This window comes from Serratia sp. CY83965, assembly GCF_052166375.1.
Lineage (GTDB): Bacteria > Pseudomonadota > Gammaproteobacteria > Enterobacterales > Enterobacteriaceae > Serratia > Serratia marcescens.
In genome coordinates this window covers 374,540-389,511 of sequence record NZ_JBJNOV010000001.1, presented here as the reverse complement: position 1 = coordinate 389,511, position 14,972 = coordinate 374,540, and the positions used below count along the sequence as shown (strand labels likewise).

Annotated in this window: 14 protein-coding genes, 6 tRNA genes and 2 other RNA genes; 1 reads left to right on the top strand and 21 read right to left on the bottom strand. The window is 56.6% G+C overall.

Going from position 1 to position 14,972, the window contains the following annotated elements:
- Positions 1-33: 33 nt before the first annotated feature.
- The 21 genes from pnuC to cydA form a co-directional block, all read right to left on the bottom strand.
- Entirely contained in the window at positions 34-759 is a 726-nt protein-coding gene (gene pnuC, locus ACJ8PL_RS01955; RefSeq protein WP_016928721.1) for a nicotinamide riboside transporter PnuC, read from the bottom strand.
- Between the two features lie 20 nt (positions 760-779).
- Positions 780-1,841: a quinolinate synthase NadA gene (gene nadA, locus ACJ8PL_RS01950; protein WP_015376982.1), complete on the bottom strand. Its 1,062-nt coding sequence runs from the start codon at positions 1,839-1,841 to the stop codon at positions 780-782.
- Between the two features lie 313 nt (positions 1,842-2,154).
- Positions 2,155-2,268: non-coding RNA, RtT sRNA (locus ACJ8PL_RS01945), on the bottom strand.
- Positions 2,269-2,342: 74 nt separating this feature from the next.
- A tRNA-Lys gene (locus ACJ8PL_RS01940) sits at positions 2,343-2,418 on the bottom strand.
- Positions 2,419-2,424: 6 nt separating this feature from the next.
- Positions 2,425-2,500 (bottom strand) — tRNA-Val (locus ACJ8PL_RS01935).
- Between the two features lie 39 nt (positions 2,501-2,539).
- A non-coding RNA gene (locus ACJ8PL_RS01930) (RtT sRNA) lies at positions 2,540-2,662 on the bottom strand.
- 13 nt (positions 2,663-2,675) lie between these two features.
- Positions 2,676-2,751 (bottom strand) — tRNA-Lys (locus ACJ8PL_RS01925).
- Between the two features lie 152 nt (positions 2,752-2,903).
- Positions 2,904-2,979: transfer RNA gene (locus ACJ8PL_RS01920), tRNA-Lys, on the bottom strand.
- A gap of 7 nt (positions 2,980-2,986) precedes the next feature.
- Positions 2,987-3,062 (bottom strand) — tRNA-Val (locus ACJ8PL_RS01915).
- Positions 3,063-3,193: 131 nt separating this feature from the next.
- Positions 3,194-3,269, bottom strand: a tRNA-Lys gene (locus tag ACJ8PL_RS01910).
- A 178-nt stretch (positions 3,270-3,447) separates the two neighbouring features.
- Positions 3,448-4,242 carry a cell division protein CpoB gene (cpoB, locus tag ACJ8PL_RS01905; RefSeq protein WP_004939852.1) on the bottom strand — a complete coding sequence of 265 codons (795 nt, stop codon included), beginning with the start codon at positions 4,240-4,242 and terminating at the stop codon, positions 3,448-3,450.
- Between the two features lie 9 nt (positions 4,243-4,251).
- Positions 4,252-4,767 carry a peptidoglycan-associated lipoprotein Pal gene (gene pal / locus ACJ8PL_RS01900; protein ID WP_004939853.1) on the bottom strand — a complete coding sequence of 172 codons (516 nt, stop codon included), beginning with the start codon at positions 4,765-4,767 and terminating at the stop codon, positions 4,252-4,254.
- 44 nt (positions 4,768-4,811) lie between these two features.
- The gene (tolB, locus tag ACJ8PL_RS01895) at positions 4,812-6,104 is read right to left on the bottom strand and encodes a Tol-Pal system beta propeller repeat protein TolB (RefSeq protein WP_004939856.1); all 1,293 of its coding nucleotides are present in this window, start codon (positions 6,102-6,104) and stop codon (positions 4,812-4,814) included.
- Positions 6,105-6,237: 133 nt separating this feature from the next.
- Positions 6,238-7,461, bottom strand: coding sequence for a cell envelope integrity protein TolA (tolA, locus tag ACJ8PL_RS01890; protein ID WP_442530766.1), 1,224 nt, complete (start codon positions 7,459-7,461; stop codon positions 6,238-6,240).
- Between the two features lie 81 nt (positions 7,462-7,542).
- The gene (tolR, locus tag ACJ8PL_RS01885) at positions 7,543-7,971 is read right to left on the bottom strand and encodes a colicin uptake protein TolR (protein WP_004939859.1); all 429 of its coding nucleotides are present in this window, start codon (positions 7,969-7,971) and stop codon (positions 7,543-7,545) included.
- Positions 7,972-7,983: 12 nt separating this feature from the next.
- Positions 7,984-8,667: a Tol-Pal system protein TolQ gene (tolQ, locus tag ACJ8PL_RS01880; protein ID WP_004939862.1), complete on the bottom strand. Its 684-nt coding sequence runs from the start codon at positions 8,665-8,667 to the stop codon at positions 7,984-7,986.
- On the bottom strand, positions 8,664-9,068 hold the full coding sequence (ybgC, locus tag ACJ8PL_RS01875; RefSeq protein WP_004939863.1) for a tol-pal system-associated acyl-CoA thioesterase: 405 nt from the start codon (positions 9,066-9,068) through the stop codon (positions 8,664-8,666). The genes tolQ and ybgC overlap by 4 nt, the downstream gene beginning before the upstream one ends.
- Positions 9,069-9,198: 130 nt before the next feature.
- The gene (gene ybgE / locus ACJ8PL_RS01870) at positions 9,199-9,495 is read right to left on the bottom strand and encodes a cyd operon protein YbgE (protein ID WP_004939866.1); all 297 of its coding nucleotides are present in this window, start codon (positions 9,493-9,495) and stop codon (positions 9,199-9,201) included.
- Complete coding sequence (cydX, locus tag ACJ8PL_RS01865) at positions 9,495-9,608, bottom strand: cytochrome bd-I oxidase subunit CydX (protein ID WP_004939868.1); 114 nt, start codon at positions 9,606-9,608, stop codon at positions 9,495-9,497. Before cydX ends, ybgE begins: the two co-directional genes overlap by 1 nt.
- Before the next feature lie 17 nt (positions 9,609-9,625).
- Positions 9,626-10,765, bottom strand: a complete 1,140-nt coding sequence (gene cydB / locus ACJ8PL_RS01860) for a cytochrome d ubiquinol oxidase subunit II (protein ID WP_016928727.1) — start codon at positions 10,763-10,765, stop codon at positions 9,626-9,628.
- A 14-nt stretch (positions 10,766-10,779) separates the two neighbouring features.
- Positions 10,780-12,348: a cytochrome ubiquinol oxidase subunit I gene (gene cydA, locus ACJ8PL_RS01855; RefSeq protein ID WP_049300326.1), complete on the bottom strand. Its 1,569-nt coding sequence runs from the start codon at positions 12,346-12,348 to the stop codon at positions 10,780-10,782.
- Between the two features lie 682 nt (positions 12,349-13,030).
- Here cydA and ACJ8PL_RS01850 point away from each other — a divergent pair.
- Positions 13,031-14,929: a bifunctional metallophosphatase/5'-nucleotidase gene (locus ACJ8PL_RS01850; RefSeq protein WP_416170441.1), complete on the top strand. Its 1,899-nt coding sequence runs from the start codon at positions 13,031-13,033 to the stop codon at positions 14,927-14,929.
- Positions 14,930-14,972 lie beyond the last annotated feature (43 nt).

Here is a 14,972-nt window from a genome sequence, read left to right as displayed (position 1 = left end):
CACGAGGGCGCCATCACGGCGCCCTCTGCGTTGTTACGGTGCGGAAGAGAGCGGATTGGAACGGTTGCGCCCGGCGCTCTTGATCCACAGCCAGGAGCCGTTCAGGGCGATCAGCGTCAGAATGACATACTCCAGCGCCATCGCGTACACGCCCTGGTAGGCGAAGATCGCCACGCTGATGACATCAATAACCACCCACAGCAGCCAGTTTTCCACGTACTTGCGCGTCATCAGGATCATCGCCACGATGGAGAGCACCATCATCGCCGAATCCCAGAACGGGAACGCGTCCGGCTGCAGCGTCGGCATCTGCACGTTCAGCCCCAGCCCTTGCATCACCGCCACCGCAATCTGCGTCAGCCAGGCGAACACGCGGTCGATGTTGAAGGTCATCAGGCCGATGCCGATGACGCAAACCGCCGCCCAGGCCAACGCTTTCGGCAGCGGCAGCCAGCGGATCTGCAGCTCGGCCTGATTATCCTGGGTTTGGCGGCTCCAGGCATACCAACCGTAAATATTGGCGCCGAAGAAAAACAGCTGCAGCAGCAGGCTGGCGTACAGCTGGATCTGGAAGAAAATCACCGCGAACAGCGTGACGTTGATCAGGCCGAACAGGTAGTTGATGATTTTTTCCTTGCTGGCGTACCAGATGCACAGCAACCCGAACAGTGTGCCGATGGCTTCGATCCACGACAGATCGTAACCGCCCGCGCCAAGCGGAATATGCACCAGAATATTGCTGGTACTGAAGAAGCTCATGAGGTCATCCTTTTAAACGGTTAAGCGTTGCCTTTAACCTGCATCTTAAGCTGAGCGGCGAAATCCAGCATGCGGTTCAGCGGCACCAGCGCCTTTTCACGCAGCGCGGCGTCCACGTGGATCTCATGCTGCGCGCCCCCCTGCTCCAGCCCTTCGGCAATCGCCTTCAGGCCATTCATCGCCATCCACGGGCAATGCGCGCAGCTGCGGCAGGTCGCGCCTTCCCCGGCGGTCGGCGCTTCGAACAGCTCCTTGTCCGGACAAGCCTGCTGCATCTTGTAAAAGATACCGCGATCGGTGGCGACGATCAGCTGTTGATGCGGCAATGTTTTCGCCGCCTGAATCAGTTGGCTGGTCGATCCCACCGCATCCGCCAGCTCGACCACCGCCTGAGGCGATTCGGGATGCACCAGGATGGCCGCCTGCGGATAGAGCGCCTTCATGCGCCGCAGCGCCTGGGTCTTAAACTCGTCATGGACAATGCAGGCGCCTTGCCAACACAACACGTCAGCGCCGGTCTGCTTCTGCACGTAGCTGCCGAGATGACGATCCGGCGCCCAGATAATTTTCTCGCCCAGGCTATCCAGATGCTCGATCAGTTCGACGGCGATGCTGGAGGTCACCACCCAGTCAGCGCGCGCTTTGACCGCCGCCGAGGTATTCGCATAGACCACCACGGTGCGATCGGGATGGCTGTCGCAAAACGCATGAAATTCCTCTTCCGGGCAGCCCAGATCCAGCGAACATTCGGCAAACAGCGTCGGCATCAGCACCTGCTTTTCCGGGCTGAGGATCTTGGCGGTTTCCCCCATGAAACGCACGCCGGCCACCAACAGCGTGGAAGCCGGATGCGCGCTGCCGAAGCGTGCCATTTCCAGCGAATCCGCCACGCAGCCGCCGGTTTCTTCCGCCAGCGCCTGGATTTCCGGATCGGTATAATAGTGGGCGACCATCACCGCGTTGCGCTGCTTGAGCAGGGTTTTGATCTTTTCGCGATAAAAGGCTTTTTCGGCTACGTCCAGCGGTACCGGTTTAGGCGGGAAGGGATACACCGCCGCATTGACATCAAACATTTCACTCATCGCTGCAATCTCATGCTAGGCTGGGCGCCTGCCGCTTGAATATTGCCTGCCGCAACGCCCTTCGTTTTATATACTAAACAAAATACCTAAATCAGCGCGAAAAGTCCGCTGATATTTTCAATTTTGCGCACCTATTGTTTAATAGATTAAAAACACAGGCATTGGCCGCGCAGTTCACAGCGGATAACCGCTTGGCGATAACGTATAGCCGTTCAGAAAAGCGCGGGATGACGATCGGTGTGTTGTTGAAACGAGAAAGCAGCGGATTCAGATTGCGGTGATGCGGATGCGATAAAAGGCGCTTTTTCTGAATGGGTGGGTCGTGCAGGATTGATTCGGCCTGTGGCCTCACCCTGCGGGCAACGCTGCGCGTTGTCGTATCTCTGAACCTGAGCGCAGGATCTCACCCGCACGACTCGGTGACCATGTTAGCGAGAAGATGAGGTCAGGTTTGGATGTTACAGAAACGAAAAAAGCGCCCAAAGGCGCTTTTTTCTGAATTGGTGGGTCGTGCAGGATTCGAACCTGCGACCAATTGATTAAAAGTCAACTGCTCTACCAACTGAGCTAACGACCCGCAGTGTGGTGGGTGATGACGGGCTCGAACCGCCGACCCCCTCCGTGTAAAGGAGATGCTCTACCAACTGAGCTAATCACCCACTGCTGTGGTACTGCTATTATCTTGTCCACTCAAAGCGTGGTGGGTCGTGCAGGATAACTCGGCCTTTGGCCTCGCCCTTCGGGCCATCACCGGAGTGATGTTGTCTCGCTTCGCGAGACTCGAACCTTTACGGTTCTCATCCTGACGATTTAACACCTTGCTCTATTAAAGAGTGGTGGGTCGTGCAGGATTCGAACCTGCGACCAATTGATTAAAAGTCAACTGCTCTACCAACTGAGCTAACGACCCACTGATGTGGTTTACTGCTGATGGCGAATAGGTTATTGGAACCGACTCGCGGAAAACAAGGATGGGGATGTTCAGGACAACTCGACGGGTACTCGACTCGGACCTTTACTTTGCCACATCAAACCGATTCTGAAGCTGCCATTCTTAAAGAATGGTGGGTCGTGCAGGATTCGAACCTGCGACCAATTGATTAAAAGTCAACTGCTCTACCAACTGAGCTAACGACCCATAACAGTGGTGGGTGATGACGGGCTCGAACCGCCGACCCCCTCCGTGTAAAGGAGATGCTCTACCAACTGAGCTAATCACCCACTGTTGTGGTTACTGCTACTTCAGAAATTGGTGGGTCGTGCAGGATGACTCGGCCTTTGGCCTCGCCCTGACGGGCCATCACTTCGTGATGTTATCCTTCCCGATTCCACTTCATTTCTTGCTTCAAAATTGGTGGGTCGTGCAGGATTCGAACCTGCGACCAATTGATTAAAAGTCAACTGCTCTACCAACTGAGCTAACGACCCAATTTCCCTGCCGCTTTAACATCTTGCAAGATGTCTTGGCAACGGCGGCATATATTACTAATTTATCTTGGCAGCGCAACCTAAATTTTTTACCGATGCGTTCAACTGCTTGTTCTTCACGCGAATGAGCCCAGAAATCGGTCAAATCGACTAACTTCTGGGCTCATTTTTCTAGCCGTTAACCGCCTACGCGACTTTTCGCCTGCTTGGCCGCCGCACTGGTTGGGTATTGTTTAATCACCTGCTGGAACACGGCCTTGGCTTTATCAGCCTGCCCTTTTTCCTGCATGATGATACCCACCTTGTACATGGCGTCCGGCGCCTTCGGTGATTTAGCATAATTCTTCACCACCACCGCAAAATAGTAGGCCGCATCGTCTTTTTTACCCTTGTTGTAGAACAACTGGCCCAGCCAATAGTTGGCATTGGGCTGGTAAGTAGACTTCGGGTACTGTTTTACGAAGGACTGAAAGGCGGAAATCGCCTGGTCATACTGTTTTTTTTCCAGCGCCAGAGAAACAGCGGCGTTGTAGTCGCTGTTCTCATCACCGCCGCTCGGCGTTGCAGAAGCGGCTGCAGGCGCGCTGCTGCCCGCATCGGAAGATGCGCCTGCGGCTGCCCCGCCGGCAGCGCCCGCTGCCGCAGAGGCGCTCTGAGCGCCGCCCTGGCTGAGGCTATCCATCTGTTGATAGATTTGCTTCTGGCGTTCAACGACCTGATTCAACTGATACTGGCTTTCCTGGATTTGCCCACGGAGAGAATCAATGTCGCGTTGATTGTCAGAGAGTTGCTGCTGGAGTTGGTTTAAAAGCTGGCCTTGAGCATTGCTGATGCGCTCAAGCGAGGTGACACGGTCTTCGACCGAGCCGGAGCCGACATTACTGATTGGCGCTTGGGCAGTAGCGGCCCAAGGGGCCGCTACGCCAACCAGTAACGACAGACTCAACAGATGACGTCTGAAGTTACTGTTCATGCGATTCTCTTAGTAAACCAGAACGGCACGACGGTTTTTAGCATAAGCCGCTTCGTCGTGGCCCAGTACTGCTGGTTTTTCTTTACCGTAAGAAACGATAGAGATCTGGTCAGCGGAAACGCCTTTACCCTGCAGGTACATTTTAACGGCGTTAGCACGACGCTCACCCAGAGCGATGTTGTATTCCGGCGTGCCGCGTTCGTCAGCGTGGCCTTCAACGGTCACTTTGTAAGACGGGTTGTTACGCAGGAATGCAGCGTGCGCGTCCAGCATCTGAGCGAATTCGGAGCTTACGTCATACTTGTCCAGGCCGAAGTAAACGATGTTGTTCTTCTGCAGTTCTTGCATCTGCAGACGAGCTTGTTCTTCGGAAGACAGGTTGCTGCTGCCGTTTTCCATACCAGTGCCGGCGCCAGCGCCCATACCAGATTGGTCGTTGTTCGCGCTTTTGTTAGAACTACAAGCTGCTACAGCCAGAACTGGCAGTGCCAGCAGAAGCCCTTTCAGCACTTTGTTCAGTTGCATTTCTTTGATCCTTTTATAGTTTGCCATACATATTTACACATGCATCACAGATACGGCGACCAGGCAGGGAATTTGACCTGTCCATCAGTTGCCGGAAGACGCGCTTTGAAACGCCCATCAGTTGACACTAACTGCAGCACGGAGCCCATACCTTGCGTGGAGCTATAGATCACCATGGTGCCGTTTGGCGCAATACTAGGCGTTTCATCCAGGAAGGTGCCGGTCAAAACCTGAACGGCGCCCGATCCAAGATCTTGTTTGGCGATGTGTTGTGCACCACTGTTGGTGCTGACCATCACCAGGAATTTACCGTCGGAGCTGACTTCAGAATCCTGGTTCTGAGAGCCTTCCCACGTCAGACGCTGTGCGGCACCGCCGCTGGCGCTGATTTTATAAATCTGCGGACGCCCGCCCTGGTCGGAGGTAAACGCCAGAGACTGGCCATCCGGGAACCAGGTCGGTTCGGTGTTGTTGTTGCGTCCATCGGTCAGCTGCGTGATCTGGCCGGAGCCGAGGTTCATCACGTACAGGTTCAGGCTGCCGCTCTTGGACAGCGCGAAGGCCAGCTTGCTGCCGTCCGGCGAGAACGCCGGCGCACCGTTGTGGCGCGGGAACGAAGCGATCTGGCGGATGGCGCCGTTAGCCAGGGTTTGCACCACCAGCGCGGAACGGCCGCTCTCGAAGGTCACGTAAGCCAGTTTACTGCCGTCCGGCGACCAGGCCGGCGACATCAGCGGCTCAGGCGAACGGTGCACCGTGAACTGGTTGTAACCGTCGTAATCCGCTACGCGCAGCTCGTACGGGAATTTCCCGCCGTTGGTCTGCACCACGTAGGCGATACGGGTGCGGAACGCGCCCTTGATGCCGGTCAGCTTCTCGAACACTTCGTCGCTGGCGGTATGGGCAGAATAACGCAACCACTGTTTGGTCACTTTATACTGGTTCTGCGCCAATACGGTACCCGGCGAACCCGAGGTGTCCACCAACTGGTAGGAGATCAGGTAGCTGCCGTCGGCGCCAGGTTGAACCTGACCGACCACTACGGCGTCGATGCCCAATGCAGTCCAGGCCGCCGGCGTCACTTCAGACGCGGAGGTGGGTTGCTGCGGCATGCGCGCCACGTCGATCGGGTTGAATTTGCCGCTGTTGCGCAGATCCGCGCCGACAATCTTGCCGATATCTTCCGGCGGCGTGCCTGGGCCCGCCCATTTAAACGGCACCACGCCAATCGGACGAGCGGAGTCGACCCCTTGGGTGATTTCAATGCGAACTTCCGCGTGCAACACGGACGCCCACAGAATTAAAAAACCTAGCGCTACTCGAAATGCCTGCTTCATCTCATCTCCCTTATCCAGGCGGGATGCCTGCGATAAATTAGCAGAATTTTAACAAACCAACTCACGTAAAACTACATAATCCCTGTTGGTTACCTTAGTACATCCCTGTGATCTTACTCAGCTCAAACAACCATTATTCCGGCCTGAACGTAAGGGGAGCATTCTTAAACACCTCATACACCGCCTGGCTTGGCGGTTTCGGGATCTTCGCCTGTTTCGCCGCGGCTATCGCCGCCTGACACAGTGCCGGATCGCCCCCTTCAGATTTAACGTCTACCAGAAAACCGTCCGGCGCCAGCTTGATTCGCAGGTCACATTTACGGCCCTTGTACAGATCCGCATCGTAGAACTTGCTTTGAATCGCAGCGGTAATCTGGCCAAGATAGCCATTGATTTCCGCCCCGCTGGCCCCAGCCGCTTTGGCATTGCCCTGGCCAGCCGGTTTACCGTCACCCTTCTGCTTGCCACCACCTTTCGGCGCGTTCTTGCCGTCCGCCAGGCCACCAAACAGGTCATCAACTTCCGCCGATTGCTTCGCAGCCTCGGCGGCGGCTTTTTTCTTCTCTGCAGCGGCTTTCTTGGCTGCCGCAGCTTTCTCAGCGGCGGCCGCTTTCTTCTCTGCCTCGGCGGCAGCCTTCTTCTCGGCTTCCGCTGCGGCTTTTTTCTCGGCTTCAGCAGCCGCTTTCTTCTCCGCGGCCTCTGCAGCTTTTTGCTCTGCGGCAGCGGCGGCGGCTTTCTTCGCCTCTTCCGCCTGTTTCTTGGCGGCGGCGGCAGCGGCCGCTTCTTTCTTGGCTTCCGCTTCGGCTTTCTTCTGCGCGTCCGCCTGCGCCTTGGCGACCTTGTCCGCTTCGGCCTTCGCCTTGGCGGCGGCGGCTTCGGCGACCTTCTGTTGCTCTTTGGCTTTCGCTGCAGCGGCCTCCGCCGCTTTTTGCTGCTCGGCGGCCTGCTTCTGCTGCTCCGCCGCCTTCTGCTGTTGCTCAGCCTGCGCTTTGGCGTCCTGCGCGGCTTTCTCCTGCGCCGCCAAACGCTCTTTCTCCAGCTCTTTCAGGCGCTGCTGTTGCTCCGCCTGCTTCTGCTGAAGCTCTTCGGCCTGTTGCTCCGCTTTTTTCTGGCGCTGCTTCTCGGCACGCTGCGCATCGTTGCTCTGCTGCTGCTGGCGGTTGTACTGCTCCACCACCGCGCCGGGATCGACCATTACCGCGCCCACTACAGAACCATCGCCGCCGCCGCCGGCGCTCATGTCGACCTTTTCCTGCAGCGATCCCCAAATCAGCAGGGCAATCAGTATGAAGTGCAGAACGACCGAAACAATAACGGCGCGGTTCAGCTTAACGTTTTGCTCAGTTGCCTTTACCAAAATAGATTCCCAAAAACTGGTGTTGCTTATACGGGGTTCCTGGGCCGCAGCGCAGGAACCGGGTTGCCGTTCGCCTTACGGTCAGATCGGCTGGGTCATCAGCCCCACGGAAGCTACGCCCGCCTGATGGAGAATATTCAATGCCTTGATAATCTCATCGTAAGGGACTTCCTTCGCACCGCCGATCAAAAAGACCGTTTTCGGGTTAGCCGCCAAACGCGACTTGGCTTCGGCCGCGACTTGTTCAGGCGGCAGCAGCTCCATACGGTTGTGATCCACCACCAGGGTGTATTGACCTACGCCGGAAACCTCAAGGATCACCGGCGGATTGTCATCGCTGGACACCGTTTTGGAATCGGTGGCGTCCGGCAGGTCAACCTCCACGCTCTGCGTGATGATTGGCGCAGTTGCCATAAAGATCAGCAGCAGCACCAGCAACACGTCGAGCAGCGGAACGATGTTAATTTCGGACTTCAGCTCGCGCCGACTACGTCCACGTACTCTCGCCATGCTACCTCCTACTTATTTGCTGTCGCTGGAGAAGGCCTGACGATGCAGAATAGCGGTGAACTCTTCCATAAAGTTGTCGTAATTCTGCTCAAGCTTGTTGACGCGCTGGTTGAGACGGTTATAGGCCATTACCGCCGGGATGGCGGCGAACAGACCGATCGCGGTGGCGATCAGCGCTTCGGCGATACCCGGCGCCACCATCTGCAGCGTGGCTTGCTTCACCGCGCCCAGCGCGATAAAGGCGTGCATGATCCCCCACACGGTGCCGAACAGACCGATGTACGGACTGATCGAACCGACGGTGCCGAGGAACGGAATATGGGTTTCCAGCGTTTCCAGCTCGCGGTTCATCGAAATGCGCATCGCGCGCGACGCCCCTTCGATCACCGACTCCGGCGCATGGTTGTTGGCGCGGTGCAGGCGGGCGAACTCTTTGAAACCGGAATGGAAGATCTGCTCGGAACCGGTCAGGCTATCGCGACGCGCCTGACTTTCCTGGTACAGACGGGAAAGCTCGATACCGGACCAGAATTTGTCTTCAAAGGCTTCGGCGTCGCGCGTCGCCGCATTGAGGATGCGGGTGCGCTGAATGATGATCGCCCAGGAGGCTACCGAGAAGCATATCAAAATCAACATGATAAGCTTAACCAGCAGGCTCGCCTTCAAGAATAAATCTAGGATGTTCATGTCAGTCACTGCTTAAACTCCGCGACAATAGACTTAGGAAGCGCTCTTGGCTTCATTTGGTGTGGATCAATACAGGCAATCAGGACATCTGCCTGGCTCAGTAGGGCCCCGTCAGAATTGACAATGCGTTGAGCAAACGTGAGAGAAGCCCCGCGCAGAGAGGTGATTTCACTCTGGACCTCCAGTTGCTCGTCGAGACGAGCCGGAGCCAGATAATCCACCGTCATGCGCCGGACGACAAAAGCGACTTGTTCACTGAGCAGCTGCTGTTGATGAAAGTTGTGCTGACGCAGCATCTCTGTGCGCGCTCTTTCAAAAAAGGCGACGTAGCGGGCGTGATAGACCACACCACTGGCATCGGTATCCTCGTAGTAAACGCGAACCGGCCATCGAAACAACGTATTACTCACTCTACTTCCCAGCAATGCAATTTAACGCTGCTACTATACGCAAGACGGATCGGGTTGGGAATGGGTTACAAGATGGGAATGAAAATAATTATGGGCCGTGAGGGCCCATAACGTGGGGACATCGGGGAGATTATAAAGAAACGTAAAGTAATCCTGCGCACAAGATCACAATTGCGGGAAGCGGCGCGAAAAAAGCGCGCCAGACGCTGCGCTGCGGGCGGAATCCGAAACCGTGGATCACCCCGGCGCATACGGCCCAAATCAGCAACAGCCCTTCCCAAATCTCCAGCGAGCTGGTTTTGGCGGCGAAACGCGTCGGATCCCAGAACACGCACCCCGCCAAAATCAACGCCAGCACCAGGGAAAGGGCCCGAACGGGGCCCTTGTCGGTGACAGCGTACAGCTTGTCAATCACGGACGAGCTCATCACTTACCGTCTTGCTGAGCTTTGGTCGCTTCGCTCTGCTCAAGCGCCAGCGCCGTGATGATGCCGAAGGCGCAGGCAAGAAGCGTTCCGAGAATCCAGGCAAAATACCACATGGTTTAGCTCCTTATCCTTAGTACAGCGAATGCTTGTTGTTTTCGATGTAATTCTTGTCGAGGCGACCGAACATTTTGTAGTACGACCAGCTGGTGTACGCCAAAACGATAGGCACGAAGATCGCCGCCACGACGGTCATCACTTTCAGCGTCAACAGGCTCGAGGTCGCGTCCCACATGGTCAGGCTGACGTTAGGCACGGTGCTGGACGGCATCACGAACGGGAACATGGTGACCCCGGCAGTGAGGATGACGCAGGCGATGGTCAGCGACGAGGTGACGAACGCCAGCGCGCCTTTCTCCAGACGCGAGAACAGGATGGTGAACAACGGCAGCACCACGCCCAGCGCAGGCAACGCCCACAGCAGCGGATACTTGTTGAAGTTGATCAGCCATGCGCCGGCCTGATGCGCCACTTCTTTACGCAGCGGGTTGGATTCCGCCATGGTGTCCAGCGCCGAAGTGATCACGTAGCCGTCGATGCCTTTCACCAGCCACACGCCCGCCAGCAGGAAGCATACCGCCATGATCAGCGTCGCGATCTGCGCTGCGGCGCGTGACCGCAGGTGGATCTCGCCGGTGGTGCGCATCTGCAGGTAAGTCGCGCCCTGAGTGACCAGCATGGTCAGACTGACCACGCCTGCCAACAGACCGAACGGATTCAGCAGTTGGAAGAAGTTGCCGGTGTAGAACAGACGCAGGTACTCGTCCACATGGAACGGCACGCCCTGCAGCAGGTTGCCGAACGCCACGCCGAACACCAATGCAGGCACGAAGGAACCGATGAAGATGCCCCAGTCCCACATGTTGCGCCAGCGGGTGCTCTCCAGCTTGGAACGGTAGTCAAAACCGACCGGGCGGAAGAACAAGGCCGCCAGCACCAGGATCATGGCGACGTAGAAGCCCGAGAAGGCCGCTGCGTAGACCATCGGCCAGGCGGCGAACAGCGCGCCGCCGGCGGTGATCAGCCACACCTGGTTACCGTCCCAGTGCGGGGCGATGGAGTTGATCATCACCCGGCGCTCGGTATCGGTTTTACCGATGATGCGCACCAGGATGCCGACGCCCATGTCGAAACCGTCGGTGACGGCGAAGCCGATCAGCAGTACGCCAACCAGCACCCACCAGATAAATCGCAGTACTTCATAGTCAAACATACGTGGACTCCTGTTTAGCGCGCTTCCTGCACGGCGGCAGTCGGTTGTTCAAAGTGGTAGCGGCCGGTTTTCAGGCTGCTTGGACCCAGACGCGCAAACTTGAACATCAGGTACATTTCAGCCACCAGGAACAGGGTGTACAAGCCGCAAATCAGCCCCATCGAGAACAGAATGTCGCCCGCGGTCAGCGAAGAGTTGGCGACTGCGGTCGGCAGCACCTCACCAATCGCCCACGGTTGACGGCCGTATTCCGCCACGAACCAGCCGGCTTCCACCGCGATCCACGGCAGCGGCAGGCCATACAGCGCCGCACGCAACAGCCATTTTTTCTGGCCGATGCGGCCGCGCACCACGCTCAGGAAGGACAGGCCGATAATCAGCAGCATCAGCACGCCACAGGCCACCATGATGCGGAAGGCGAAGTACAGCGGCGCCACGCGTGGAATGGAGTCCTTGGTCGCCTGCTGGATCTGCGCTTCCGTCGCGTCGCTGACGTTCGGGGTATAACGCTTCAGCAGCATGCCGTAGCCCAGGTCTTGCTTGGTTTTGTTGAATTCCGCACGCACCGCAGGATCGGTATTGCCGCCGCGCAGCTCTTCCAGCAGCTGGTAGGCTTTCATGCCGTTGCGGATGCGCACTTCATGTTGCGCCAGCAGATCTTTCAGGCCGGTGACCTGCGTGTCGGTGGAACGCGTGGCGATCAGGCCAAGCGCATACGGGATCTGAATAGAGAAGGAGTTTTCCATCTTGTCCTGATCGGGAATGCCGAACAGGGTGAAGGATGCCGGCGCCGGCTGGGTATCCCACTCCGCTTCAATGGCGGCCAGTTTGGTTTTCTGTACGTCGCCCATTTCGTAACCGGATTCGTCACCCAGCACGATCACCGACAGCACCGCAGCCATGCCGAAGCTGGCGGCGATGGCGAAGGAGCGCTTGGCGAAAGCGATGTCGCGGCCCTTCAGCAGATAGTAGGAGCTGATGCCCAGCACGAACATGGCGCCGGTGGTGTAACCTGCAGCCACGGTGTGAACGAATTTCACCTGCGCAACCGGGTTAAGCACCAGCTCGGAGAAGCTGACCATCTCCATGCGCATGGTTTCGAAGTTGAAATCCGACGCGATCGGGTTCTGCATCCAGCCGTTGGCGACCAGGATCCACAGCGCGGACAGGTTGGAGCCGAGGGCCACGAACCAGGTTACCGCCATGTGCTGCACCTTGCTCAGACGATCCCAGCCGAAGAAGAACAGGCCGACCAGCGTCGATTCAAGGAAGAACGCCATCAGACCTTCGATAGCCAGTGGGGCCCCGAAGATATCGCCGACGTAATGAGAGAAATACGACCAGTTGGTCCCGAACTGGAACTCCATGGTCAAACCGGTGGCCACACCCAGAGCAAAGTTAATCGCAAATAACTTTCCCCAGAATTTGGTCATGTCTTTATAGATTTGTTTGCCAGACAGGACATATACCGTTTCCATAATTGCCAGCAAGAACGCCATACCGAGCGTTAATGGGACAAATAAGAAATGGTACATCGCCGTTAAAGCAAACTGTAAGCGCGACAGTTCGACAATATCAAACATCTTGACTCCTTGCTCCTCGCAGGAAGACTCCGACACGCGGTTATCGGCATGCTTCTTTCAAAGCCGCCAGTAACGCCCCGCAGTGAATGCCCTTAAACACAACAAATTTGATCCAGCTTCTCCGCTTTCAACCGCACACTCGCCAATAGCCTCTCGGGCCGTCGACAAGCACGCCACTGAAAACCGACAACGGGTAACAAATGCAACAAGATCAACCATCCATAATCACAACATGGATGATACTCGCCCAATCCCACACAATAAATAGGTTTTTACGTGACGTGGGTTGGACTTTTGGTTACAGGTCAAATCTTAGCCGAAAGAGGTACTTCGGGCTAATTTGATCTGAGACAATTTAAGCCTATCCGCATATTATTTCCATATTCATCAGCACATTTCGCCTATTTTTCTTGAGGGCATGTTGCGCAATGGTTTAATTGTTTTTTAATGATATTTTTGTGTTAAATAAATGTAATTTAAAAGAGCCGCCATTGTATTATTACGCGCTTATTCTGCGACATAATTAACCTTTTATTTCCATTAAGCCGTGACAGTGATTGCAGTCACAAAACAACAAATCTCTCTCCAATATTAGTCTATTTCTCGCGATAGGATCGTAAAGGTTGCGATTTTGTAGCAAAATGACCGCTTATGTTAAAATTGCATTGAGTGACAATAAGTTATGAAAAAAATCATCTTTGCCTCTGTCTTGGGACTCTCGGGAAACGTCATGGCCGCCGAAACGGTAAATATCACCCTGCTGGGTACTTCCGATCTGCACGGCACCTTCGTGCCCTGGGACTACGCCAGCGACACGGAAAACCTGGCGGGCAGCCTGAGCCAGATAGCCACTCAGGTCAAAAAGGTACGCGCCGAGCAGCCTAACCTGATCCTGGTGGACGCCGGCGACACCATTCAGGGCAACTTCGTTGAAACCTTCAAGCATGAGGCCGTCAGCCCGATGATGTTGGGCCTCAACGCGCTCAACTACGACGTCTGGGTGATGGGCAATCACGAGTTCGACTTCGGCCTGCCGGTGCTGGGCACCCCGCTCAAGCAGTTCAAGGGCGCGGCGCTGGCGGGCAACATCGTCTGGGATAACGGCAAGCCTTATCTGCCGGCCTACACCATCCTCGAACGCCAGGGCGTGAAGATCGGCATTATCGGCATGGACACGCCGATGACCGCTGAATTCGCCAAGGGCACCGATCGTATCAAAGGACTGAACTTCACCGATCCGGTGCAGGCGGTGAAACAGGTCATCAAACAAATCGACGGCCAGGTCGATGCCATCGTGCTGGTGGCGCATATGGGCATCGACAACGAGAACCAGCGCCCCGGCACCGGCGTGGCCGACATCGCCAACGCCAACCCGGAGCTGGCGGCGATCGTCGCCGGCCACATGCATGTGAAGATCGACAAGGCGGTGGTCAACGGCGTCATCATCACCGAACCGGACAAATACGGCCGCGCGCTGTCACGCATCGATCTGCAATTTGAACGCCGCGATGGCAAATTCACGCTGATCGACAAAAACAGCTACACCTACCCGATCAAAGGGCTGACGCCGGACAGCGCCATGCAGGCTCTCTACCGGCCGTATCATGACATTTTGCGCGCCAACGCCAACCGGGTGGTGGCGAAGCTGAGCGGCAGCGATCTGGTGCCTGCAGACGAGTTCCGCGGCATTCCTCAGGTGCACGTGCAGGATACCGGCATCAGCGCGCTGTTCCAGCAGGCCGCCCGTCACTACGCACCGCTGGCGCAGGTGATCGCTCTGCAGATCGACAACGATCGCGCCAAACTGGACGTCGGCGACATCAAGGCCAAGGATATCGCCTTTAACTACCAATACGCCGGCGGCGAGATCACCGTTTATCAACTTAACGGTAAAGCGCTTAAACGCTATATGGAGTGGTCCGCCGGCTACTTCAATCAGCTGCAGCCGGGCGACGTCACCTACAGCTTTAACCCGGCGCGGCGTTCGTCCAAATATTCCACCAACGATTTCTTCGATGGCGTCACCTATACCATCGATCTGCGCCAACCCGCCGGTTCGCGCATCGTCGATCTGCGCCTGGCAGACGGCACGCCGGTCACCGACGACATGCCGATCCGTCTGGGCATGAACAGTTACCGCATGGGCCACCTGACGCAAAAGGGCGGCGCGCTGGAAGGGCAATCCTTCCCGGTGCTGTTCGACAGCAAAGCGCAATACGGTGAAGAAGAAGGCACCATTCGCCACCTGGCCCTGCGCTACCTGACGGAAGTGAAACACGGCCAATACCAGGGCGTGCCGCCGCAGCGCTGGAAACTGGTTGGCATGGAAGGATACGAACCGCAGCGGGCGATCGTCAAACGGCTGCTTAATGAAGGCGTTATCCAGGTACCGACCACCGACGACGGGCGCTACACCAACGTCGCCTCGATCAACGTCAAAGACGCGCTGTTCAGCAACGCCGACGATTACCGCGCCGCCCTCACCTCGCTGGATCAACAGCGGCAAACTGCCGTGGATCCGGTGCAGCAGCGCCGCCTGCAGGATCGGATCGCGCTGATCAAAGCACTCAACGATTTCTGATCTTCGCCCATAAAAAAGGCCACCCAATGGGTGGCCAAACATG